Source organism: Haemophilus parainfluenzae, from assembly GCF_014931415.1.
In the GTDB taxonomy this organism is placed as follows: domain Bacteria; phylum Pseudomonadota; class Gammaproteobacteria; order Enterobacterales; family Pasteurellaceae; genus Haemophilus_D; species Haemophilus_D parainfluenzae_AF.
Genome location: NZ_CP063121.1, coordinates 1,705,041 through 1,728,333, shown reverse-complemented (window position 1 = coordinate 1,728,333; position 23,293 = coordinate 1,705,041). Strand labels below are relative to the sequence as shown.

The window sequence follows — 23,293 nt, the reverse complement described above, 5'->3', positions numbered from 1 at the left end:
GGCTTTAACTTTATAAAAATATGAAAGATTCTATTATTGCAAAACTTGAAAGTTTAAAAGAACGTTATGAAGAATTAGAGGCATTGCTAGGCGATGCGTCGGTGATTTCGGATCAGGATAAATTCCGTGCGTATTCTAAAGAATATTCACAACTTGAAGATGTGGTGAAATGTTTTAATCGTTGGAATCAGCTTAACTCTAACATTGCTGAAGCAGAGTTGATGTTAGATGATCCTGAAATGAAAGAAATGGCAGAAATGGAAATTGAAGAATCCAAAGCCGAAATTGAAGAAGTGGAGCAACAACTTCAAATTCTTTTATTACCAAAAGATCCAAATGATGAATATAACTGCTATTTAGAAATTCGCGCAGGTACAGGTGGGGATGAAGCAGGTATCTTTGCCGGCGATTTATTCCGTATGTACAGCCGTTATGCTGAAAGTAAACGCTGGCGTGTTGAAATGCTCAGCGCAAATGAAAGCGAGCAGGGCGGTTATAAAGAAGTGATCGTCAAAGTAAGCGGTGATGGCGTGTATGGTCAATTAAAATTTGAATCAGGCGGCCACCGTGTACAACGTGTACCAAAAACAGAAAGCCAAGGTCGTATTCATACTTCAGCTTGTACTGTTGCGGTTATGCCTGAATTACCAGAATCTGAAATGCCGGAAATCAATCCAGCAGATTTACGTATTGATACCTACCGTTCATCTGGTGCAGGTGGTCAGCACGTTAATACAACAGACTCTGCGGTACGTATTACGCACATTCCAACGGGTATTGTGGTGGAATGTCAGGATGAGCGTTCACAACACAAAAACAAAGCAAAAGCGATGTCTGTCTTGGCTTCACGTATTGTTCAAGCGGAGCAAGAACGTCAAGCGGCTGAGCAAGCGGATACTCGCCGTAACTTATTAGGTTCAGGCGACCGTTCAGATAAAATTCGTACTTATAACTACCCACAAGGTCGTGTAACCGATCACCGTATCAACTTAACGCTCTATCGCTTAGATGAAGTGATGAACGGCAAAATTGACGAGCTTATTCAGCCGATTATTACTGAATATCAAGCAGATCAATTAGCGGCGTTATCTGAGAGTAATTAATGACCTATCAACAATGGCTTGCCGATGCTGCGCAAGCCTTAAATCAGGTAAATCCGACAGAGAATGGCAAAGTTGATGCATTAGTGCTATTGCAATACGCAACGGGCAAATCTAGAACGCAAATTTTAGCTTTTGATGAAACGGAAATTGATGAAAAAGTGCGGTTAAAATTGACCGCACTTTTAGATCGTCGTCTAAAAGGCGAACCTATTGCTTATATCCTCGGTGAAAAGGAATTCTGGTCATTGCCTTTAAATGTATCTGAAGGAACATTAATTCCTCGTCCAGATACTGAAATTCTCGTAGAAAAAGCATTACACATTGCGTTAGAAAAACTGGAAGAAAATCCACCGCACTTTCGTATTCTCGATCTAGGTACCGGCACTGGCGCCATTGCGTTGGCGTTGGCTTCTGAGCTTTCTCCTATTTGTCAAAAAAAGCATATTCAATTGGATGTTATTGGTGTTGATTTAATGCCAGAAGTCGTCAAATTAGCGCAATCCAATGCAGAAAAAAATCAGCTCAAGGTACAATTTTTACAGAGTCGTTGGTTCGAAAATGTTGAAGGGCAGTTTGATATTATCGTCAGTAATCCACCTTATATCGATGAAGCCGATGAGCATCTTTTCCAAGGTGATGTGCGTTTCGAGCCTCGTTCAGCGTTGGTGGCGGGCGAAAACGGTTTAGCTGATTTACGTCATCTTATTGAGTATGCGCCAGTACATTTAAATGATGGTGGTTATTTATTGTTAGAACACGGTTGGAAACAGGGCGAAGAAGTGCGGTCAATTTTCTGGCAAAATCATTGGCAAGGGGTTGCAACCATACGGGATTATGGCGACAATGAGCGCGTAACATTGGGATATTGGAAGCGGTAATGAAATACGATCAAAAAGCCTTGTATGCTGAACTGACTCATTTTTATTTGAGCATTTGTGAGAAAGAGCAACTTGATGAGCCTCGTATAAGAGGGCTTGTTGGAAGCTTGGTGCGCAAAGCTCGCCAAGCTATTCCAGAAGAATGGGATGATAAAGCTAAAATTCACCAATTATTACAGCTATTTTACGGTGATTGGGGATTTCATTGCGATGCGGATAATTATTTCTATGCTCGTAATTTATACCTTCCGTATATTTTAGAAGAACGTGAAGGCATGCCAGTGAGTCTTGGCGCTTTAGTACTTTATCTCGCCGCAAGTTTAAAATTGCCGATTTATCCGGTGAATTTCCCGACCCAACTGATTTTACGTGCGGAAGTGGATGGCGAAGTGGCATTTATTGATCCTTGGTGCGGAAAATATATTTCAGTGGATGAATTGAAAAAACTCTATGAAGGAGCCTTTGGTTTTGGGGCTCAAATTCAACCTGAAGACTTAGCTCGAGCAGATATTCCGATGCTTACTGCACGTTTCCGTCAGCTCGCGAAGAATGCCTTAATTCGTGAAGAACAAAACGATTTGGCGTTTAATTATATTCAATTCTTGTTAGCGGGAAGAAAAGATCCTTACGATATTCGCGATCGTGGCTTAGTGTTGGCGCAAATGGGCGCTTATCCTTCAGCCATTGAGGATTTGGAATATTTTGTGGATCAATGTCCGAATGATCCCACTTCTTCTCTGTTAAAAACTCAACTTTTAGAACTGAAAGGCGAAGCATTGAAAGATGCCAAGTCCATCCATTAAAAAGGAAATATTATGCAAAATAAAATTGTAAAAATTGGCAATATTGATGTCGCGAATGATAAACCCTTTGTGCTTTTCGGCGGGATGAATGTGCTTGAAAGTCGCGATATGGCAATGCAAGTTTGCGAAGCTTATGTAAAAGTGACTGAAAAGTTGGGTGTGCCTTATGTTTTTAAGGCATCTTTCGATAAAGCTAACCGTTCTTCAATTCATTCTTACCGTGGTCCAGGCATGGAAGAAGGTTTAAAAATTTTCCAAGAGTTAAAAGAAACCTTTGGCGTGAAAGTGATTACTGATGTACACGAAATCTATCAATGTCAGCCTGTTGCTGATGTGGTGGACGTGATTCAGTTACCGGCATTCTTAGCTCGTCAAACGGATTTAGTCGAAGCCATGGCAAAAACGGGCGCAGTGATTAATGTGAAAAAACCACAATTCTTAAGCCCAGGTCAAATGGGGAACATCGTCGATAAGTTTGAAGAATGTGGTAACGATAAAATTATCCTTTGTGATCGCGGTTCAAACTTTGGCTACGATAATTTAGTGGTGGATATGTTAGGTTTCGGCGTAATGAAAAAAGTGTCTAAAGGCAGTCCAGTTATTTTTGACGTGACTCATTCATTACAATGCCGTGATCCGTTTGGTGCCGCTTCAGGTGGCCGTCGTGAACAAGTGACAGAATTAGCGCGTTCTGGCTTAGCAATTGGCATTGCAGGCTTATTCTTAGAAGCGCACCCAAATCCAAATCAAGCAAAATGTGATGGTCCTTCTGCATTGCCACTTTCGGCTTTAGAAGGTTTTGTCTCACAGATGAAAGCCATTGATGATTTAGTGAAGTCTTTCCCTGAATTAGATACGTCTATCTAATGGAGAAGTGCGGTTGAAAATAGCATTGTTTTTGACCGCACTTTTGTTCTATTAAAAGGAGACAACAATGAACATCGTATTTTTAGACAGCACGGCAATTCCAAAACATATTTCTATTCCTCGTCCAAGCTTTCCGCATAACTGGGTAGAGTATGAATATACTTCCGCAGAGCAAACCATTGAGCGAGCAAAAGACGCGGATATTATTATCACCAATAAAGTGATTTTAAGCCGCGATGTGTTGCAACAATTACCGAAATTAAAACTCATTGCTCTCACCGCAACAGGCACCAATAACGTGGATTTAGACGCAGCAAAAGAATTAGGTGTGACGGTTAAAAATGTGAAGGGTTATTCTGCCACAACGGTACCTGAACATGTGTTAGGGATGATTTTTGCGTTAAAACACAGCTTGGCAGGCTGGCAGCGCGATCAAATCACTGGCAAATGGACTGAGAGTAAACAGTTCTGCTACTTTGATTATCCCATTACAGATGTTAAAGGTTCAACATTAGGCGTGTTTGGAAAAGGCTGTTTAGGTACAGAAGTTGGGCGTTTAGCAGAACTTTTAGGCATGAAAGTACTTTATGCTGAACATCGAAATGCAACAACTTGCCGTGAAGGTTACACGCCTTTTGAAGAGGTGCTAAAACAGGCTGATATTCTGACATTGCATTGTGCATTAACTGAAACAACTAAAAATTTAATCAATCAAGAAACCTTGTCACTTTGTAAGAAAGGTGCGTATTTAATCAATACTGGTCGTGGTCCATTGATTGATGAGCAAGCGGTTTGTGACGCATTGAAATCAGGACAATTAGGTGGTGCCGCATTAGATGTGTTAGTGAAAGAACCACCAGAGAAAAATAATCCACTGATTGAATTAGCGAAAACGATGCCGAATTTAATTATCACACCTCATATTGCTTGGGCGAGTGATAGCGCGGTAACCACGCTAACGAAAAAAGTGACGCAAAATATTGAAGATTCCGTTCAACAATTAAATCAAAAATAATGAATTTACCTATTTCTTTATACGTCGCCCTGCGATATTGGCGCGCTAAAAGCGCCGATCGTTTTGGGCGACTTGTTGCTAATTTGGCAAGCTTTGGCATCGTATTAGGTGTGATGGCATTGATTATTGTGCTTTCTGTCATGAATGGATTAGAAGGCTATCAAAAACAACAGGTGCTTTCGAGCATTCCACACGCGATTATTAGCCAAGAAGCGCCTATTTCGGCAGAAAAACCGCTTGAAAATACACCGCACTTTGTGCAAAAAGCCGTACCAATTAATACGACAAATGTTGTGTTTCAAACAGCAAAAGGTGTGGGTGCCGGACAAGTAATTGGTATTCAGTCTTTTTCAGATGATCCTTTACTGGAAGGTTTCGATCCTAGCCAATTTAATCAACTTTTACCGCAAGGTGAGTTTAAGTTGATCATTGGTGATAATCTGGCGCAAAAATTAGGTTTAGCAGTGGGCGATAAAGTTCGCTTAATGATTACTGAAAATAGCCAATATACGCCATTTGGTCGTGTGCCGATGCAGCGTTTATTTACTGTGAGTGAGATTTACTATGATTATGGCGAAGCATCAGGTTATGAAGTTTTTGCTAATTTAGCGGATATTGGTCGCCTAATGCGTATTCAGCCAGGTGAGGCACAAGGCTATCGTTTATTCCTAGATGATCCTTTCCAAATCACAGAATTGCCGAGTTATTTTAAAGAGAGTCATATCAGCGATTGGCGTGTCCAAAAAGGGGAGTTTTTCCAAGCGGTTCGTATGGAAAAAAATATGATGGGCTTGTTGGTTAGTTTAATTATCGTTGTTGCGATTTCCAATATTGTGACCTCATTAAGTTTAATGGTGGTGGATAAACAAGGGGAAATTGCCATTTTGCAAACGCAAGGTGTCACTAAATCACAAGTACGTTCGATCTTTATTTATCAAGGTTTATTGGTTGGGCTAGTGGGCACGTTGATTGGTGCCGTACTGGGCGTATTAATCACCTTGAACCTTGGGGCAATTTTAAGTGCGGTCAATCCGAACGGTGTTTTCTTGCCAACATCCATTGAGCCTGTGCAAGTCATTATTGTGATTGCCTTTTCTTTATTGTTATCTTTATTATCAACCATTTATCCCGCTTATCGCGCGGCAAAAACAGAGCCGGCGGAAGCATTACGTTATGAGTAAAATATGAATAACTACTTATTAGAATGCCAAAATATTAATAAATTTTACCAAGAAGGCGAGAACCAAACCCAAGTATTAAAAGGCGTAAGCTTTGCCATGAAACCACAAGAATTAGTGGCGATTGTAGGGAGTTCGGGTTCAGGAAAAAGTACTTTATTGCACACCTTAGGTGGCTTAGATCAGCCAAGCAGTGGGGAAGTGTTTATTAAAGGACAATCTTTGCAAAAGGCGTCTGAAAGTGAATTGGCTAAATTACGTAACCAAAATCTAGGTTTTGTGTATCAATTTCACCATTTAATGGCAGATTTTACCGCATTGGAAAATGTGATGATGCCAATGTTAATTGGTCGTCAGAATAAAACAGAAGCAAAAGATCGTGCTGAAAAAATATTGGGTGCAGTAGGCTTAAGTCATCGCATTACCCATCGTCCATCAGCCCTTTCGGGTGGTGAACGTCAACGTGTGGCGATTGCTCGTGCATTAGTGAATAATCCTGCTCTTGTCTTGGCTGATGAACCAACGGGTAACTTAGATCATAAAACTACAGAAAGTATTTTTGAGTTAATTCAAACCTTGAATGCGGAACAAAATATTGCGTTTTTATTGGTGACACATGATATGTCATTAGCACAAAAACTGTCTCGTTGCTTAACCATGCAAGACGGCATTTTGAAGGAAGGTGCATAATGAATACGCCTTTTTTCATTAGTTGGCGTTATCAGCGGGGCAAGCAAAAGAATCCGTTGGTAGCGTTAATTTCAAAATTCTCTGCAATTGGTATCGCTCTTGGCGTAGCGGTGTTGATTGTGGGGTTAAGTGCCATGAATGGGTTTGAGCGAGAATTAAACTCGCGTATTTTAGCTGTCGTGCCACATACGGAAATCACGGTAAATCCACATGACAATGAAGCCACATTAAACCAATGGCGGAACCTAGCGGAACGTCTAAAAACAAACAAAAAAATTACCGCACTTTCGCCTTTTGTGAGTTTTACTGCCTTAGTCGAAAATGGCAATAAACTTAAAGTTGTGCAAGTGAAAGGGGTAGATAAACAAGCTGAAGATCAAGTGAGCTCTCTTGGGAAGTTTGTGGAAGGTGATGGCTGGCAGAAATTCGCAGAAGAAGGCGGATTAGTGTTAGGCTCTGGTATTGCCAAAGAGTTAGATGTTAAAGCAGGCGATTGGGTGTCGTTATTAATCTCTCAACCGAATGACGAAGATCAAATGGCTCAACCTAATCGTGAGCGTGTTCAAGTGACCGCTATTTTACGTTTAGATGGTCAGTTAGACCACAGTTATGCCTTACTGGCATTACCTCAAGCGCAAGAATTAATGGGGTATCGCGAAGATCAAATTACCGGTGTTGAATTGAAAGTTGATGATCCATTCAAGGTACAAGAAATGGATTATTCGATGCTGAATGATTATCCGCAACTGCTTTATATCCAAAACTGGGTGGCAAAATTTGGCTATATGTATCGTGATATTCAGCTTATCCGCACAGTGATGTATATCGCCATGGTGCTTGTAATTGGGGTAGCATGTTTTAATATCGTTTCTACCTTAATTATGGCGGTAAAAGATAAGCAAGGTGATATTGCGATTATGCGAACCCTGGGGGCAAATAATGGCTTTATTAAGCAGATCTTTATTTGGTATGGCTTGCTTGCAGGAATGAAAGGGTGTCTGATTGGTATCGTGTTAGGTGTCGTACTTGCACTGAATCTCACGCCGATTATTCAAGGCATCGAGGCATTACTTGGTAAAAAACTGTTATCAGATGGCATCTATTTCGTTGATTTCTTACCAAGCGAATTACATTGGTTCGATGTTGTATTAGTTCTCGTGGCGGCATTGGTATTGAGTTTACTCGCCAGTCTTTATCCAGCCAGTCGAGCCGCGAAGTTACAACCGGCTCAAGTGTTGAGCAATCACTAATAAAAAATCAGGGATTAAGTATTTAATCCCTGATTTTTTTATTGTTCAACCATTAATCATTATTGGTTTTCTTTATCTGTTTTTAATAAGCCAGATGAACCTTCAGAATAATCACGCGGTGGCTCTTCAGATTTACTTTCTGATGAGGCGGTCACCAATTGCTGGGTAAACAAACCTTTGTCGGCGGGTTTATTACCAAGTAAGGTTTCAGATGAAACTGCATAGTGACGATAGAGTTTTTGATAATCACCAATTAAGGTTTTAAATAATTCGGCACTTTCCGCGAAATGTTTTTCAAGTTGTGCTTGTTGATCGCTTAACTGTGTTTTCACTTCTTTTAGCTCAGCTTCTGTCTGAACTTGTTTTTTAACTGAGCCTTTCGTTAAACGTAATAATAAATAGCCTAAGATTACGCCAACCACAAGCCCAATCACAGCGGCTTGCCATATTTCTGGTATCCATGATTGCATACATTACTCCTTCTTTTGAATTCAGTGTTTAGTGTAAAGGAAAAACAAAAAAGTTTCTTTGCGGTTGATCACATTTTGAAAAAGCTGTGCTTACACAGCTGCAATAATTACGATCTCAACTTTCCAATCAGGATCTGCAAGTTTCGCTTCTACCGTTGCTCGGCTTGGTGGATTTTGGCTATCTACCCATTCATCCCATGCTTGGTTGAGTTGAGCATAATCCGCCATATCAGCAAGGAAGATTTGCGAGGTAAGAATTTTACTTTTTTCAGAACCAATTTCTGCCAATAATTTATCGATCAGTGAAAGGACTTCTTTGGTTTGCTCGTAAGCATTTTGCTTAACGGTTTTTTCCGGTACTTGGCCTGCAAAATAGGCAGTATTGTTATGAATGACCACTTCAGAAAAGCGTTTGCTTGGTTGAATGCGTTGAATCGACATAATGGCTCCTTTTTGATGAAGATAATTCCATTCTAAAGGTGGTTTTAGACTTTGTAAATCAAGAAATTGTGAGATAAAATAATTGAGAATTTTTATCAACTAAAGGAAACTATGAAACTCCTGATTTCGAATCAATATGGCGCCATTGTGATGGCATTATTGCCTTTTGTTTACGGTATGTTATTAGCTTCACCTGTTTGGGCGCATTTCTTTTTGCTGTTAGCTTGGTTCACCATGTATTTGCTGAGTTACCCAATGCTTAGTCTCTTTAAAGGCAAAAATATGGCGGAATATAAAAAGTGGACCATCATCTATGGGGTTGCGGCTTTTTTATTTGCTCTTCCTGCCATTTTTTATAACTGGCAAATTCTTTTCTTTATTGCGGCCATGTTTCCTTTTGTATTGGTGAGTATCTATTACACCAAGAAAAAAGATGAACGCAATCTTCTCAATGATTTAGCGGGTATTGCAATTTTTGCTCTTGCAGGTATGGGATCCTATTATTTTTCTGACCGCACTTTTGACGAAAAAATCTGGTGGGTGGCGCTGTATCCAAGCTTATTCTTTATTGGCACCACGCTTTACGTAAAATCAATGATGCGTGAACGTAAAAATCCGCTTTATCTCAAAGCCTCCATTATTTTCCACGTGCTTTGTGTACTCGGTTGCTTGTTTACCCAACAATATGTCTTGTCACTTGCTTTCGTGCCGGCGTTAATTCGTGCCATTTATTTACCCACCAAGAAACTTTCAGTGAAACAAGTCGGTCTAATAGAATTCGGAACATCCGCCATTTTTTTGATTATTTTATTGATAGCGACGTTATAAGATGAAGACATTAGCCAAACTTTTACTCCTCGCCACGCTCACCTTAAGCAGTTCAGCATTTGCCATGAAAACCATTGATTTGGTTGATAAAGCGCAAATGACGGATCAGCAAAAAATGGATCTGGCGCAAAAACTGGCAGAGAAACAAGATTGGAAAGCCGTTTTTGAAATTATGTATCCTCTTGCGTTGGAAGGTAATTTACAAGCGCAAAGCAATTTAGGGATGCTTTATAATTTAGGCCGTGGAGTGGATGAAAATAAAGAGTTGGCTTATTGGTGGTTTAGCGAAGCTGCTGAGCGAGGCAGTATTAAAGCCATCAATAATTTGGCGGTCATGTATTTCAACGGCAACAACTATGTGAAACAAAATACCGCTCAAGCGATTAAATTATTTGAAGCCAGTGCAACAAAAGATCCCGATGCTATGCTTACATTAGGAGAAATTTATACCAATCAGAAAGAATTTACCAAAGCCTTTGAATGGTTCCAGAAAGCGGCAAATGCAGGCAGCAATGAAGGACGATTCCGTTTAGCTCGTTTGTATGAAGAGGGAATTGGGACACAAGTGAATATTGGTTTGGCCAAATTGCTTTATTTGGAAATTATGAATACGGCGAAAAAGGATGAAATCAAAGAAATTGCCAGACAGCGATTACAACGTTTAAGCTTATATTAAGAAAAAGTGCGGTTGATTTTAACCGCACTTTTTTATTTCACGTCAGCTCCTTTCAACCAGCGTCTGACCCAACTGCGGTTTGGGATTAAGTTATGAATCAAATCCTCGCTCATCGGTAAGGGCTCGCCATAAATTAAGGAAGCCAGTGTTTCCCCTAACAACGGTGCAGAGGTTAATCCTCTAGAGCCTAATGCGCCGATTAAATAGAGATTAGGGTAGTTTTCAGCTTGTTCTATTGGCTGCTTACGGCGGCGCAAATTAAACAAATTTTGATATTGTGTTTGCTGAGCTGAAAAATGCGGAACAGCCCCCATCATTGGTGTGAGATCACGTACCGAACAACGCACACCGATTCGAGCAAGATTGCCCGATGTATCTACTTCTTTTGTCCAATCTTCAGAGATATTTTGCTGAATTTTTTGTTGATTTTCTTGCTGTTCAGTTAGGCTAAATTCACGAGTCGCATTATCACGAACATGACTTGCGCCAATACAATGACTGATCTTCGCTTGATCGACTGGAGTCAGGTAGCCGTCATAGCACAACACAGTTTTGAGTTTAAGTAAGTTTTCCGATGTCGGAATTTGGCTCACTTGTCCGCGAACAGGATAGAGTGGCAGTTTTTGTGTTTGTTCAAAATCAGTGAGTTTATGCCCGTTTGCTAAAACAACCACTTCATGGCAGAAAGTTTCATTTTCAGCTGTGGTGATTTGCCAACCGTGTTTTGTTTGCGAAAGTGCGGTTACTTTTTGTGATGTTTTAATTTGGACACCTTGTTTTTCTAAAAAGGCAAAAGCATGCTGAACCAACTGACGTGGTGCAAGCCAAGCACCTCGAGGAATAAAACCGCCCCCAAAAGGTAACGGTAACCCCACTTTTTCACTTAATTCAGTTGGACTTAATGACTGATATAAATCAGAAGGCAAGTTCAGCTCAGCGATTTTATTTAATTTACTTTCAGCTTTCTCATTGTAAGCACAAAGCGCGACACCACAGAACTCATGTTCAAATTCGATTTTTTGCTGAATTGCCCATTGTAGGAATTGATGACCATAGGCAAAAGCATGAATATAAAAACGAATATTGCGATCGTTATCATCACTCAGTTGCGGATAAAAAGCGCCTTGTTTATTGCCAGAGGCATTTAAGGCAGTTTGCTCATCTTCGCAATAAATCGTAATTTTGGCGCCGCGTTTAAGCAAGGAGATAGCCGTACAAAGTGAGGCAATCCCGCCACCAATAATGGCAATATCTTCTTCTTTGAGATTGGCTGGTTGACCCTGAAACCAGGGAGCAGAAAGTGCGGTCAGTTTTTCATGCGTTTTTTGCCCAGAAAGACATTCCCGTTTTTTACCAAAGCCTTTGCGTTTTGTCACATCAAAGCCAGCAGCTTCTAAGCCTTTTCTAACCGCACTTGCCGCGGTAAAGGTCGCAAAGGTGCCTTGTAGCTTAGTAAAGCGAAACATTTGTTGATAAAGCTGCTCGTTCCACATATCGGGGTTTTTACTTGGCGCAAAACCATCTAAAAACCAGGCATCAATTTTATCATTCATATAATCGCCAAGCTGTGGCAGATTTTCAGCCACATCACCAAACCAAAGATCTAACGTAGTTTCATCAAAATGAAAACGATAGCAACCTTGAATAGGATTAAGCCAATGCTGTTGTAGATGTTGAGCGAGGTGAGAAAATTGCGGATAGGCTAAATGGGCTTGTTGTAATGCATCAAGTGGCAAAGGGTATTTTTCAAAAGAGATAAAATAAAGGCGTTTTAAAGGAGAATCTGGGTATTTTTGACGAAATTCACGGAATAGTGTGGTCACTGCAAAGAAATTTAATCCTGTGCCAAACCCCGTTTCAGCAATAACAAAATGGGCTTCTTGATAATGAATCCAACGTTCCCACAACAGATTACCTTTTAAAAACACATAATGGGTTTCCGCTAAACCATCTTGATTAGAAAAATACACATCATCGAATTTATCCGAAATAGGCGTATTCTCTTGGTTAAAATGAATTTTTGCATGCTGAATGGTGAACATGTGTTAGCCCTTTTTTGCCTTATCAAATTCTTTTATAATAGCACGGAAATTTTGAGTCGGTTAAAACTTAACTGGTCGAACAAATGAATTATTGCTTGCAATATTTTCATTTCATAGTAAATTGCGTTCAGCTAACAACTGTAAGTTGAATTAAATTTCCCCTAAATCATAAGGAATAAAGAATGAAAAGAGCTGTAATTACTGGTTTTGGTATTATTTCAAGTATTGGTAACAACAAAGAAGAAGTTTTGGCTTCATTAAAAGCAGGTAAATCTGGTATTGAAGTCGTGCCTGAGTTTGTTGAAATGAAAATGCGTAGCCATGTTGCCGGCACAATCAAACTTGATCCAAGCGAGCACATCGATCGTAAAGTGTATCGTTTTATGGGTGATGCGGCAGCTTATGCATACCTTTCTATGCGTGAAGCAATTGAAGATTCAGGTTTAACAGAAGATCAAGTTTCAAATGACCGTACAGGTCTTGTAATCGGTGCGGGTACCGGTTCAGCTCACAACCAATTAGTGGCTTGTGATGCAGTACGTGGTCCACGCGGTGTGAAAGCAATTGGTCCTTACGCAGTAACTAAAACGATGGCTTCAAGTGTATCAGCTTGTTTAGCAACTCCTTACAAAATCCGTGGTGTGAACTACTCAATCAGTTCTGCTTGTGCAACGTCAGCACACTGTATCGGTCACGCAGTTGAATTAATCCAATTAGGTAAACAAGATGTGGTTTTCGCGGGGGGGGCGGAAGAATTATCTTGGGAATGTGCAACAGAATTCGATGCAATGGGTGCAGTTTCAACTAAATACAATGATACCCCAGAAAAAGCGTCTCGTGCTTACGATGCAAACCGTGATGGTTTCGTTATCGCAGGTGGTGGTGCAGTTGTGGTGGTTGAAGAATTAGAACACGCATTAGCACGTGGCGCAAAAATCTACGCTGAAATCGTAGGTTATGGCGCAACCTCTGATGGTTACGACATGGTAGCACCAAGTGGTGAAGGTGCTGAACGTTGTATGAAACAAGCGATGGCAACTGTGGATACTCCAATTGATTACATCAACGTACATGGTACATCAACACCAGTTGGTGACGTAAAAGAATTAGGTGCAATTAAAAATGTATTTGGTGACAAAATCCCAGCGATTTCTTCAACCAAATCAATGACTGGTCACTCTTTAGGTGCAGCAGGTGCACACGAAGCAATCTATACCTTATTAATGTTACACAATGACTTCATTGCACCAAGCATTAATATCGAAATATTAGACGAAGCGGCAGAAGGCTGCAATATCGTGACTGAAACAAAAGAAAATGCAGGCTTACAAACTGTAATGTCAAACAGCTTTGGTTTCGGTGGTACAAACGCGACTTTAGTGTTTAAACGCTATAACGGCTAATTAAAAAACTCTTAAAATCTAACCGCACTTTGGGGCTTCCAAGTGCGGTTTTTTCTTGTCATCGATTCTTTTCCTTCAACTCATAAGAAAAAATAACATTTAAAATGTGATCTAGTTCAAATTTTTGAATAAAAGAATAAAATTTTTTTATTTTTATAAAAATCTATATAAAAACGCGATTCTCTATGTTTTTTATTTTTAATCTTTATTAAAAACTTTATTTTTTGATTTTTGTGGATTTTAATGCTTTTAAATTTGTTTTTTTAGACTTTTGCAATGCTAGACAAGTTATTTTCTTTCGGTATGATGTTTCCATTGTTTTGACACGAATCGTAACAAATAAAAGTGCAGTCAGTTTTAGGAGTAAAATATGAAGAAATTATCCGGTGCGGAAATGGTGGTTCAGTCTTTGCGTGACGAAGGCGTTGAGTATTTATTTGGTTATCCAGGCGGTGCCGTATTGGATATTTATGATGCAATCCATACTCTTGGTGGGATTGAACATATTTTAGTCCGTCATGAGCAAGCTGCGGTGCATATGGCAGATGGTTATGCACGTGCGACCGGTAAAGTAGGTTGTGTGTTAGTGACATCAGGACCAGGTGCAACCAATGCGATTACGGGTATTTTAACCGCTTATACTGATTCAGTGCCAATGGTGATCATTTCTGGTCAGGTAATGAGTAGCTTAATCGGCCGTGATGCGTTCCAAGAATGTGATATGGTGGGGATTTCTCGTCCAGTGGTTAAGCACAGCTTTATTGTTAAAAAAGCAGAAGACATTCCAGGTATCTTGAAAAAAGCCTTTTATATCGCCTCAACAGGTCGTCCTGGTCCCGTTGTTGTGGATATTCCAAAAGATACGGTAAACCCAACTTTAAAATATCCTTACGAATATCCAAAATCTGTTGAGCTTCGTTCTTATAATCCAACGGTAAATGGTCACAAAGGTCAAATTAAGAAAGCGTTAAAAGCATTATTAGTGGCTAAAAAACCGGTTTTATTCGTCGGTGGTGGTGCTATTGCAGCAGGCTGTCATGAAGAATTAACGCAATTTGCACAACGTTTAAATTTACCGGTTACCTCATCATTAATGGGTTTAGGTGTGTATCCAAGTACCGATAAACAATTCTTAGGTATGCTTGGGATGCACGGGACTTATGAAGCCAATACAGCGATGCATGAAAGTGATTTAATTCTTGGTGTTGGGGTTCGTTTTGATGACCGAACCACTAACAACTTAGATAAATATTGCCCGAATGCAAAAGTGATTCAGATTGATATTGACCCAACCTCTATTTCTAAAAACGTCCCTGTTGCGATTCCAATTGTAGGTAACGCGAAAAATGTATTGGATGAGTTCTTAAGCTTATTAGGTGAAGAAATTGGTTCGCGTCCGCAAAATCACTTGGAAGATTGGTGGAAACAAATCGATGAATGGAAAGCGAAAAAATGCTTGGATTTCGACCGTACTTCAGGCGTCATCAAACCACAGCAAGTGATGGAAGCGGTATATCGTATTACAAAAGGCCAAGCTTATGTGGCATCGGATGTAGGCCAACATCAAATGTTTGCCGCATTACATTATCCATTTGATTTACCGCGTCGTTGGATCAATTCAGGTGGTGCAGGTACCATGGGCTTCGGTTTACCGGCTGCATTAGGGGTGAAACTTGCGCATCCTGAAGCAACCGTAGTTTGTGTAACGGGTGATGGCAGTATTCAAATGAATATCCAAGAGCTTTCAACAGCAACGCAATATGGTATTCCTGTTGTGGTAATTTGTTTGAACAACCACTTCTTAGGCATGGTAAAACAATGGCAGGATTTAATTTACTCTGGCCGCCATTCTCAAACTTATATGAATTCTTTACCGGATTTCGTGAAGTTAGCCGAATCTTATGGTCATGTGGGAATTCAAATTTCGACACCAGATGAATTAGAAAGCAAATTAAAAGAAGCCTTCAGTATTAAAAATAAATTGGTCTTTGTTGATATTAACGTTGATGAAACCGAACACGTTTACCCAATGCAAGTTCGCGGCGGGGCGATGAATGAGATGATTTTAAGCAAACCACAAGAGGAGAAAGAATAATGCGTAGAATTTTATCTGTTTTATTAGAAAATGAATCCGGTGCATTATCTCGTGTGGTCGGCTTATTTTCCCAACGTGCATTTAACATTGAAAGCTTAACTGTGGCACCAACCGATGATCCAACGCTTTCTCGTATGACGATTGAAGCGGTAGGGGATGAGCAAGTGCTTGAGCAAATCGAAAAACAACTTCACAAATTAGTGGATGTGTTTAAAGTTATTAACTTGAGTGAACATGAGCACGTTGAGCGTGAAGTATTGTTAGTGAAAGTGCGAGCAACGGGTTCATCACGCGATGAGCTAAAACGTTTAGCCGACATCTTCCGTGGGCAGATTGTGGATGTAACAACAAAATCCTACACAATTCAATTAACAGGTACAAAAGACAAATTAGATGCTTTTGTTGAGGCTGTGAAGGAAGAAAGTACATTACTTGAGATTGTTCGTTCAGGCTTAATTAGTCTTTCCCGTGGTGAGAAAAATATTCTCTAATGATGTGGAAAGTGCGGTTAAAAATGACCGCACTTTTGAAAACGAAAAAAGGAAGTCATGATTGGCTTCCTTTTTATTTATTCTGAATGGATGTTAAGCTTCAGATTTATTGGTTAATGCGATATATAAGCAAACTGCAAAGCCGGCAAGTAAAACATAAGGCGTAAAGGTTGGAACGCCAGTAGGAGCGGCTGCGAAACCAAAGTTATGTGCCGCAGCTGCACCCAGTAGCATACCGAGCACAAATAATGCTGAGTCATTATTTCCTTCACCAATATTGACTAATTGTTTGCCTGGGCAACCACCGCCTAATGCAAAGCAAAGTCCGCAAAGCGCCATAGAAAGGAAATTGTAGAGATAGTCATTATGCGCGATAGGTTGTTTTTCAAAGCCTAAATGGAATTGGCCTAGTAAGGCATTGGTTATTGCCGCAAAGACAATCAGTGCAATCACACCATTTAATAAATGTGCATCACGGAAGAGGACAACGTTTCGGAATGCCCCAATTGTGCAAAAACGCGATTTTTGCATCAGCACACCAAGAAGTAATCCGCCAGCTAGTGACATCCAAATAGCCGCATGTTGTGCACCGGGGCCTTTTTCAGAGGTGTAAATTGCTAGATTTTCACCAAATTTAAATTGGGTTAAGGCTAAAACAAGCAAAATGACAGCAAAGATTGGACCGATTAAGCCAGAAGATTGGCTTTGTTCCTTAGATTTACCTAATGAGAATCCTCGATTAGCGAAGAAAATGCCACCCAATACGCCAGCAAATAATCCTACGATACCTGCAATTGCAGTGAGATCTCCGCCACCTAATCGTAAATAAGCACGCCATGGACAACCTAAGAAAATGAGCGCACCAAGCATCGCAAAAAAGCCTAAGCTAATACGAGCAAGTGGGGCAGAGCCACCACGAGGTTTAAATTCCTTAGATAAGAATGCACTGGCGAGTGCTCCTAAAACTAATCCAATGAGTTCTGGGCGAAGGTATTGCAATGGGGCAGCGTGGTGTAATCCAAGCGATCCTGCTGTATCGCGTAAGAAACAAGCCGCACAAAATCCCATATTACCAGGATTGCCATTGTAAGTAAGAAGTGGCGCAACGATACCAAGTGCAGCACCTGCAACCACAGGCCAAGTTAAAATTTTCATAATTAGACCCTTGTGATATCTGAAGTTAAATTGAATTGTGTGTTTTTAATAATAAAAACAAAGGTATTGTAGAAAGAGTTGAAAAATAAAGAAAGTTTATTTTTTTGAAATTGTGAGCGGGATCAAAGATTAGTTGATAATTAGGATAGCTTGTTTAATTATCACAAAAAATAAAAGTGCGGTTAAATTTAACCGCACTTAGGATATATTATTCAGCTGGGTACCAATGCAGATGTTCAAAGGCTATCTGACATGTTTCCCCTTCTTTCGGGCCAGTATCTCGTCGTCCAATTTGAACACGAATATCTTGATCACCAACTTGGATATTATAATCCGTCACTTCACCAAGATAGGAACGACGTTTTACGACACCAGGAATTCCACCTTGTTGAACAAATTCAATATCAGATGGACGGCTTGCTAATATGGCTTTCCCTTGTGAAAGTAAGTCATTATTTGGCATTTCTGGAAGATTAAAAATACCATCAATTTTATCAATATGAATACCTTGTGATGACAGGTTTACATTTAATTGATTTGATAATCCGATAAAATTGAAGACAAACTTGTTAGCGGGGTTGTTATAAATATTTAATGGGGTATCAATTTGTTGTACCGCCCCTTTCTTCATAACCATAATACGATCTGAAAGTGCCATTGCTTCAGATTGGTCATGCGTCACATAAATAATTGAGAACCCAAATTTTTTCTGTAATGCCTTAATTTCAAATCGCATTTCTTCGCGAAGATGTGGGTCTAAGCTTGATAATGGTTCGTCTAGTAACATGACGTCTGGGTTAATTGCTAATGCTCTAGCAAGTGCCACACGTTGTTTTCCTCCACCAGATAAATCATCAGGGCTTTTCTTGGCAACACTAAGTAAATTAGTGTGTCTTAGCGCATCGGTTGTTCGTTTTTCAATTTCTTGGGCTGAAATATTTTTGAGTTTTAACGGAAAGGCAACGTTATCATATACCGTCATATGTGGCCATACCGCAAAGGCCTGAAAGACCATGCCAAAATTGCGTTTCTCTGGCGGGAGATAGAAATTGTTTTTCTTCGATGACAGTAATTTATCACCGACTTTAATCTCCCCACCATCTAAGTCTTCAAAGCCTGCAATCATTCGTAGGGTAGTTGTTTTTCCACAACCTGATGGCCCTAGCATAGAGAAACATTCGCCTTTTTCGATAGAAAGGTTAAGATCTTCAATGGCAATAACATCACCAAATTTTTTCATGACATGATTTAATTGAATATAGCTCATCTTTTACTCCTAACCTTCTATTTTTGAGTTTTCTTTTCAGCATAACGTTTAATAACAGTTTGACCTAACACAATAATTATTAGGGCAATACCCGCTAATGCTGCAGAATAAACGGTTTCACCGTCTTCATTTAGAGTATAAATTGCGACACCAATGGTTCGTGTAGAAGGACCATATAACATAACAGAAACAGTCAATTCACGTAGAGCAGGAAGGAAAATCAGGAAGAAAGCGGCAATCATCCCTGGTCTTACGAGTGGGATAACAATATCTTTTAAAGATTGCCACATACTTGCTCCACATGCTCGAGAAGCTTCAACTAATGAATCATGCACTTGCTCAAGTGCAGCAGAGTTGGCTTTGAGTGAGAAAGCCATATAACGAGCGATATAGGCAATTAAAATAATCCAAACTGTGTTGTAGAGATTGATGCCAAATTTACCACTCCAGGCAAGGATCACCCCAAGAGCAATTACAGAGCCAGGTACGGAGAATGGTAACATCCCTAAGAACTCAAGGATGCCTTTTCCGCGAACACGCATTTTAACGATAACATAAGAAATCATTACCCCTGCAAACATAGTAATAAGTGCTGCCGCGAGACCGAGAGTCACACTATTGCGAATTGCATCTTTTGTTAACTGCCATTCAAATAAGATGAATTTATAGTTATCTAATGTGAGATTTTCCCATGTAATTGGTAATCCATAGGTTTTTAATCCGCCAACAAGGAAAATCGTGACTGTAGGCAATACGATTGTAAAGGCGATGTAGAGTAAGCAAATAACAAGCAATGGTTTTCTTAAACCACGAAGTTTTACTTCGATAGGTCTAAAGCTTTTACCTGCAATAATTTGGAATCGACCTTTATTTAAGATTTTGTTTTGTAACCAAATAATCAGTGCCGCAGTGAATACTAAAACAGTTGCAAGTACAGTACCGGTACGAATGGCTTCAAAACTACCCGCACTTTGGTGAATACGTTCATAAATGAGGGTTGGAATGTTAAAAATACCATTTTCTACGCCTAGTACAGCAACTGTACCAAAGTGAGCCATAGAATAGAGCATAATGAGTAATGCACCAGAAAGGATACTTGGCATGACGAGTGGAATAGTAATTTTACGTGTAATGGTAAAGAGGCTTGCGCCGGAGATTCTCGCTGATTCTTCTAATGTAGGGTCCATGCGCTCCAATGCACCACAGACTTGGATAAAGACGAATGGGAAAAGATACATCGTTTCTACAGCCATAATACCGGCGTAGCTATAGATATTAAAAATAGGTCCATCAAATCCTAAATCCATGAAGAATTGGTTAATGTAGCCAGAACGTGGTGAAAGTAACATTTTCCAAGCTAATGCCCCAATGAAAGAAGGAAGCATAAAAGGTACAAGGAACATCACTTTCATAAAACCTTTATAAGGTAGATCTGTTCGAGTCACTAACCAAGCAAAAAATGTACCGATGATCGTACTCATCACAGTTACGCCAGATGCGATGAAAAGTGAATTGAGTAATGCTTCATAGGTTTCTTCTTGCTTAAGAATATTCACCACATCGGTGATATTAAATTGTCCATCAACCCAAAAAGAATTGAGGAAAATAAGTAAAACAGGAACCGCAACAACGATCACTAAGATACCGATGGATAAGGCTAGAATAACGTTAGCAATATTGAATGGATGATTATTTTGAATAGTTGTAGCCATAATAAACCCCTCTAGATTTCTTTAGCAGAATCAAACCAAAGCAAATCATGAAAACTGATAAAGCAATTTTCACCTTCATTGAACATTAAATTATTACGTAATGCTTTATTAGTTGGGATTTCTGTTCGTAGTGTTACACCATCAATCTCTACCATATAATCCATTACCGCGCCAAGAAAGCTGGCTCTTGATATTTTTCCTAGTAAACCTTCATTGTTTTTGCTTAGTATGATATCGGAAGGTCGACATCCTAATTTCCCTGAGTTAGGTGGCAAGTTTTTCCAGTTTAAAATTTGATTACCTTCTCCAATATAATGATGATTATTTTGGTATCTCACAGGAATGAAATTTGCGAGCCCCATAAATTTAAACACCATCTCATTTTCTGAACGCTCATAAATGTCCCATGGTGTGCCAATTTGTTGGATATCACCATGCTCATTCATAATGGCCAAACGATCAGATATTGCTAGAGCAATTTCTTGGTCATGTGTTACGTAAAGAATAGTAATACCGAGTTTTTTCTGTAATTCTTTAATTTCAAAACGCATTTCTTCTCGAAGATTGGCATCTAGGTTATTGAGAGGTTCGTCTAAGAGCATTAAAGATGGTTTAGCAACTAATGCCCTTGCGAGAGCAACACGCTGTTGTTGTCCTCCTGATAATTGAGAAGGTAAACGTTCTTCTAAGCCAGTTAAATTGACTAATTCGACAACTTCCATTACTTGTTTATGGAGAGCTTGTTTTTCAATATTTTTTAATTTAAGAGGATAGGCAATATTGTCAAAGACAGTCATATGTGGCCAAACAGCATAATCTTGGAAGACGACACCTAGACCACGTTGATCGGGTGGAACATCCGTGTTTGTAGCGGGATCGGCAACAACCACATCATCAATTAAAATACGGCCACTATCTGGCACATCAAATCCTGCAAGCAGGCGTAATAAGACAGTTTTTCCACAGCCGGATGGGCCAAGAAGCGTAAAGCACTCTCCATCTTTTACAACTAGAGAAAGATCTTTTAACACTTCATTTGAACCGAATTTTTTACATATGTTTTCAAATGTAATTGTTGCCATAATCACAACTCCTTACTGATTAACGACCTTGAAGAATTTGAGTGAAATGTTTAATTGTTTCTTCTTTTTCTGACATTAATTTTTCATAGTCAATAGGAATTGCTCTTGATACAGCATCTTCTAGAGATGGCATACCAAATTTAGCATCAAGTTCAACGCCTTTTCTAACTGGTAATGTCCCTTCGTTAGCAATGATTTTTTGTCCATCTTCAGAAAGTAAGAAGTCAATAAATTTTTGTGAAGCTGCAAGGTGTTCAGTGCCTTTTAAGATTGCAGCAGGGCTAGGAATGACAAGCATTTCTTTTGGATAGACCAATTTTAATTGCGCACCTTTTTTGATTTTATCATTGGTAATATAGTCAACCGCTAAGGAGGCTAACAAATCACCTGATGCAGTATCATCGATAACTTGTCCTGCGCCTTTACCCACTTTAGCTTTATTTGATTTTAATTTTTCAAAGAATTCCCAACCAAATTTATCTTTTAATAAAGAAACACTCATATATGACGTACCTGATAATGCAGGGTTTGCAATACCAAATGCACCTTTATATTCAGGTTTTAAGATATCAGCCCACTCAGCAGGTGGATTATCTTTAACGAAACGAGTATTGTAGGCGATTGCTAGTGTGCCGAGGCGGATTGGGGTAAAGGAACCATCGAAATTAGGGATAGGATTAACGATATTGTTTGTTTCAGGGGAAACATAAGCTTCGAGCATGCCGTTCTTTTTCATTTGGAAGAAGTCAGGTACTTCACTTGTCCAAATTACATCAGCCATAATTTTCCCGGATTCTTTTTCCGTTGCAATTTTAGCCATCAATTTTCCGGCACCAGCAGACTGATAATCCATTTCAACATCTGGATATTTTTCAGTAAACTTAGCTTTTAATGCTCCAATTAATGATTCCTTCATTGATGTGTACACAATTAATTTTTCTTGTGCTGCAGCAATATTACTAAGTGACATACCTAGTCCAATAGCAATCAATGTTAAAGACATTTTTTTATTCATAATGAAACCTCACTGAGATAGGGATAAAATCAGTAAATGAGATCAAACTACGATCGACATTTATACCAAAACATCTAACCTACAAAATACGCTTAAATATTTGAATATAAAAGTCTAAATTTAAATAATTTTCAGATTTGTGATAGAGATCACTTAATAATGTCTAAATCCATCTTCCCAAATGCAATTCCACAATATCAACTAAATGTCGAAGGAATGTGGTGTCTTGGTCGTTGTGGAAACGGTCTGTGTCTCGAGATTTGAAGAGTAAAAGTGCGGTTGGTTTTTGAGAGGTTCCACCTAAACGGCAAATCGCCACAGAGCCGATAGGGAGTTCTTCAGGAAGGAACATGAGGGCTTTTTCTTTATTGGAGAGGTCGCCTAAATAGAATTGGCGTAAACCCATACGCTCTAGTCGAATGAGTTCAAAAGCTTTTCGATCTAGCCAATGTTGTTCAGGAATGATGTCCTTTTTTTGCCAGCTGTCAGTGAAAAGTAAGATTTTAGCACCTTCTAGTTCATAGTCTTTTGCCCAGTCATCAAGCTTTTCATTGATGGCTATAAAGTCTTCTGTTTGAAATAGTTTTTTCTGCAAAGGTAAGAGAGCAAAGAAAATGTCTGCTTCTTGATGCGCAAGCTGATGAAATTTTTCGAGGAGTTGAGTAAGCGTTTTGATTTGTTCTCGTTGCTGAGCAAGCTGTGCTTCGACTAACGAAATCGTCCCTTCTTCATGGCTATGCGGAATACTAAGCTGTTGAAGTAGCTCAGGGCGATGGGTAAAAAAATCAGGGTGATTTTTTAGGTAGTCAGCAATATCTTGTTCAGTCATCAA

General features: G+C 39.5%; 22 protein-coding genes. 13 read left to right on the top strand and 9 right to left on the bottom strand.

Annotated elements, in window-relative coordinates:
- Positions 1-20: 20 nt before the first annotated feature.
- The 8 genes from prfA to lolE all read left to right on the top strand — a co-directional run bounded on the left by prfA (position 21) and on the right by lolE (position 7,784).
- A complete protein-coding gene (gene prfA / locus INP93_RS08435) occupies positions 21-1,103 on the top strand; it encodes a peptide chain release factor 1 (protein WP_005698533.1) in 1,083 nt (360 codons plus the stop codon).
- Positions 1,103-1,981, top strand: coding sequence for a peptide chain release factor N(5)-glutamine methyltransferase (gene prmC / locus INP93_RS08430; protein ID WP_197544661.1), 879 nt, complete (start codon positions 1,103-1,105; stop codon positions 1,979-1,981). Before prfA ends, prmC begins: the two co-directional genes overlap by 1 nt.
- On the top strand, positions 1,981-2,784 hold the full coding sequence (locus INP93_RS08425; RefSeq protein ID WP_197544660.1) for a SirB1 family protein: 804 nt from the start codon (positions 1,981-1,983) through the stop codon (positions 2,782-2,784). Before prmC ends, INP93_RS08425 begins: the two co-directional genes overlap by 1 nt.
- A 12-nt stretch (positions 2,785-2,796) precedes the next feature.
- Entirely contained in the window at positions 2,797-3,651 is an 855-nt protein-coding gene (gene kdsA / locus INP93_RS08420) for a 3-deoxy-8-phosphooctulonate synthase (RefSeq protein ID WP_049367492.1), read from the top strand.
- Between the two features lie 67 nt (positions 3,652-3,718).
- Complete coding sequence (locus tag INP93_RS08415; RefSeq protein ID WP_197544659.1) at positions 3,719-4,666, top strand: 2-hydroxyacid dehydrogenase; 948 nt, start codon at positions 3,719-3,721, stop codon at positions 4,664-4,666.
- Positions 4,666-5,847 carry a lipoprotein-releasing ABC transporter permease subunit gene (locus INP93_RS08410; RefSeq protein WP_197544658.1) on the top strand — a complete coding sequence of 394 codons (1,182 nt, stop codon included), beginning with the start codon at positions 4,666-4,668 and terminating at the stop codon, positions 5,845-5,847. Before INP93_RS08415 ends, INP93_RS08410 begins: the two co-directional genes overlap by 1 nt.
- Positions 5,848-5,850: 3 nt before the next feature.
- A complete protein-coding gene (lolD, locus tag INP93_RS08405) occupies positions 5,851-6,534 on the top strand; it encodes a lipoprotein-releasing ABC transporter ATP-binding protein LolD (RefSeq protein WP_014065207.1) in 684 nt (227 codons plus the stop codon).
- The gene (gene lolE / locus INP93_RS08400; RefSeq protein ID WP_197544657.1) at positions 6,534-7,784 is read left to right on the top strand and encodes a lipoprotein-releasing ABC transporter permease subunit LolE; all 1,251 of its coding nucleotides are present in this window, start codon (positions 6,534-6,536) and stop codon (positions 7,782-7,784) included. The genes lolD and lolE overlap by 1 nt, the downstream gene beginning before the upstream one ends.
- 59 nt (positions 7,785-7,843) lie before the next feature.
- On the opposite strand, the gene INP93_RS08395 is transcribed toward lolE, so the two are convergent.
- Positions 7,844-8,254 (bottom strand): Z-ring associated ZapG family protein, encoded by a 411-nt coding sequence (locus INP93_RS08395; RefSeq protein ID WP_197544656.1) that lies wholly within the window; start codon positions 8,252-8,254, stop codon positions 7,844-7,846.
- Positions 8,255-8,344: 90 nt separating this feature from the next.
- Entirely contained in the window at positions 8,345-8,695 is a 351-nt protein-coding gene (locus INP93_RS08390; protein ID WP_049367496.1) for a RidA family protein, read from the bottom strand.
- 111 nt (positions 8,696-8,806) lie between these two features.
- On the opposite strand from INP93_RS08390, the gene INP93_RS08385 reads away from it, so the two are divergent.
- Both INP93_RS08385 and INP93_RS08380 read left to right on the top strand, forming a co-directional pair.
- Positions 8,807-9,523 carry a YwiC-like family protein gene (locus INP93_RS08385; protein WP_005695874.1) on the top strand — a complete coding sequence of 239 codons (717 nt, stop codon included), beginning with the start codon at positions 8,807-8,809 and terminating at the stop codon, positions 9,521-9,523.
- A 1-nt stretch (position 9,524) separates the two neighbouring features.
- Positions 9,525-10,199, top strand: coding sequence for a tetratricopeptide repeat protein (locus INP93_RS08380; RefSeq protein ID WP_049367498.1), 675 nt, complete (start codon positions 9,525-9,527; stop codon positions 10,197-10,199).
- Positions 10,200-10,231: 32 nt separating this feature from the next.
- Here the strand turns inward: INP93_RS08380 and mnmC are convergent, their stop codons facing one another.
- The gene (gene mnmC / locus INP93_RS08375; RefSeq protein WP_197544655.1) at positions 10,232-12,241 is read right to left on the bottom strand and encodes a bifunctional tRNA (5-methylaminomethyl-2-thiouridine)(34)-methyltransferase MnmC2/FAD-dependent 5-carboxymethylaminomethyl-2-thiouridine(34) oxidoreductase MnmC1; all 2,010 of its coding nucleotides are present in this window, start codon (positions 12,239-12,241) and stop codon (positions 10,232-10,234) included.
- 182 nt (positions 12,242-12,423) lie between these two features.
- Between mnmC and fabB the strand changes: the two genes are divergently transcribed.
- The 3 genes from fabB to ilvN all read left to right on the top strand — a co-directional run bounded on the left by fabB (position 12,424) and on the right by ilvN (position 16,230).
- Positions 12,424-13,644 carry a beta-ketoacyl-ACP synthase I gene (gene fabB, locus INP93_RS08370; protein WP_197544654.1) on the top strand — a complete coding sequence of 407 codons (1,221 nt, stop codon included), beginning with the start codon at positions 12,424-12,426 and terminating at the stop codon, positions 13,642-13,644.
- A gap of 370 nt (positions 13,645-14,014) precedes the next feature.
- The gene (locus tag INP93_RS08365; RefSeq protein WP_197544653.1) at positions 14,015-15,739 is read left to right on the top strand and encodes an acetolactate synthase 3 large subunit; all 1,725 of its coding nucleotides are present in this window, start codon (positions 14,015-14,017) and stop codon (positions 15,737-15,739) included.
- On the top strand, positions 15,739-16,230 hold the full coding sequence (gene ilvN, locus INP93_RS08360; protein ID WP_005695880.1) for an acetolactate synthase small subunit: 492 nt from the start codon (positions 15,739-15,741) through the stop codon (positions 16,228-16,230). Before INP93_RS08365 ends, ilvN begins: the two co-directional genes overlap by 1 nt.
- A 93-nt stretch (positions 16,231-16,323) precedes the next feature.
- Here the strand turns inward: ilvN and yedE are convergent, their stop codons facing one another.
- From yedE to INP93_RS08330, 6 genes are all read right to left on the bottom strand, one after another.
- Positions 16,324-17,385 carry a YedE family putative selenium transporter gene (gene yedE, locus INP93_RS08355; RefSeq protein ID WP_197544652.1) on the bottom strand — a complete coding sequence of 354 codons (1,062 nt, stop codon included), beginning with the start codon at positions 17,383-17,385 and terminating at the stop codon, positions 16,324-16,326.
- Positions 17,386-17,593: 208 nt separating this feature from the next.
- Positions 17,594-18,652, bottom strand: coding sequence for an ABC transporter ATP-binding protein (locus INP93_RS08350; protein ID WP_049384950.1), 1,059 nt, complete (start codon positions 18,650-18,652; stop codon positions 17,594-17,596).
- A gap of 17 nt (positions 18,653-18,669) precedes the next feature.
- The gene (locus INP93_RS08345; RefSeq protein WP_014065220.1) at positions 18,670-20,364 is read right to left on the bottom strand and encodes an ABC transporter permease; all 1,695 of its coding nucleotides are present in this window, start codon (positions 20,362-20,364) and stop codon (positions 18,670-18,672) included.
- Between the two features lie 11 nt (positions 20,365-20,375).
- Positions 20,376-21,446: an ABC transporter ATP-binding protein gene (locus INP93_RS08340; protein ID WP_049365915.1), complete on the bottom strand. Its 1,071-nt coding sequence runs from the start codon at positions 21,444-21,446 to the stop codon at positions 20,376-20,378.
- Between the two features lie 19 nt (positions 21,447-21,465).
- A complete protein-coding gene (locus tag INP93_RS08335; RefSeq protein WP_049384949.1) occupies positions 21,466-22,461 on the bottom strand; it encodes an ABC transporter substrate-binding protein in 996 nt (331 codons plus the stop codon).
- A 163-nt stretch (positions 22,462-22,624) separates the two neighbouring features.
- Positions 22,625-23,290, bottom strand: coding sequence for a DUF484 family protein (locus INP93_RS08330; RefSeq protein WP_197544651.1), 666 nt, complete (start codon positions 23,288-23,290; stop codon positions 22,625-22,627).
- Positions 23,291-23,293: the final 3 nt, after the last annotated feature.

Coding starts and splice junctions, on each gene's coding strand:
- prfA (WP_005698533.1), top strand. CDS start 21: ATGAAAGATTCTATTATTGCAAAACTTGAAAGTTTAAAAGAACGTTAT.
- prmC (WP_197544661.1), top strand. CDS start 1,103: ATGACCTATCAACAATGGCTTGCCGATGCTGCGCAAGCCTTAAATCAG.
- INP93_RS08425 (WP_197544660.1), top strand. CDS start 1,981: ATGAAATACGATCAAAAAGCCTTGTATGCTGAACTGACTCATTTTTAT.
- kdsA (WP_049367492.1), top strand. CDS start 2,797: ATGCAAAATAAAATTGTAAAAATTGGCAATATTGATGTCGCGAATGAT.
- INP93_RS08415 (WP_197544659.1), top strand. CDS start 3,719: ATGAACATCGTATTTTTAGACAGCACGGCAATTCCAAAACATATTTCT.
- INP93_RS08410 (WP_197544658.1), top strand. CDS start 4,666: ATGAATTTACCTATTTCTTTATACGTCGCCCTGCGATATTGGCGCGCT.
- lolD (WP_014065207.1), top strand. CDS start 5,851: ATGAATAACTACTTATTAGAATGCCAAAATATTAATAAATTTTACCAA.
- lolE (WP_197544657.1), top strand. CDS start 6,534: ATGAATACGCCTTTTTTCATTAGTTGGCGTTATCAGCGGGGCAAGCAA.
- INP93_RS08395 (WP_197544656.1), bottom strand. CDS start 8,254: ATGCAATCATGGATACCAGAAATATGGCAAGCCGCTGTGATTGGGCTT.
- INP93_RS08390 (WP_049367496.1), bottom strand. CDS start 8,695: ATGTCGATTCAACGCATTCAACCAAGCAAACGCTTTTCTGAAGTGGTC.
- INP93_RS08385 (WP_005695874.1), top strand. CDS start 8,807: ATGAAACTCCTGATTTCGAATCAATATGGCGCCATTGTGATGGCATTA.
- INP93_RS08380 (WP_049367498.1), top strand. CDS start 9,525: ATGAAGACATTAGCCAAACTTTTACTCCTCGCCACGCTCACCTTAAGC.
- mnmC (WP_197544655.1), bottom strand. CDS start 12,241: ATGTTCACCATTCAGCATGCAAAAATTCATTTTAACCAAGAGAATACG.
- fabB (WP_197544654.1), top strand. CDS start 12,424: ATGAAAAGAGCTGTAATTACTGGTTTTGGTATTATTTCAAGTATTGGT.
- INP93_RS08365 (WP_197544653.1), top strand. CDS start 14,015: ATGAAGAAATTATCCGGTGCGGAAATGGTGGTTCAGTCTTTGCGTGAC.
- ilvN (WP_005695880.1), top strand. CDS start 15,739: ATGCGTAGAATTTTATCTGTTTTATTAGAAAATGAATCCGGTGCATTA.
- yedE (WP_197544652.1), bottom strand. CDS start 17,385: ATGAAAATTTTAACTTGGCCTGTGGTTGCAGGTGCTGCACTTGGTATC.
- INP93_RS08350 (WP_049384950.1), bottom strand. CDS start 18,652: ATGAGCTATATTCAATTAAATCATGTCATGAAAAAATTTGGTGATGTT.
- INP93_RS08345 (WP_014065220.1), bottom strand. CDS start 20,364: ATGGCTACAACTATTCAAAATAATCATCCATTCAATATTGCTAACGTT.
- INP93_RS08340 (WP_049365915.1), bottom strand. CDS start 21,446: ATGGCAACAATTACATTTGAAAACATATGTAAAAAATTCGGTTCAAAT.
- INP93_RS08335 (WP_049384949.1), bottom strand. CDS start 22,461: ATGAATAAAAAAATGTCTTTAACATTGATTGCTATTGGACTAGGTATG.
- INP93_RS08330 (WP_197544651.1), bottom strand. CDS start 23,290: ATGACTGAACAAGATATTGCTGACTACCTAAAAAATCACCCTGATTTT.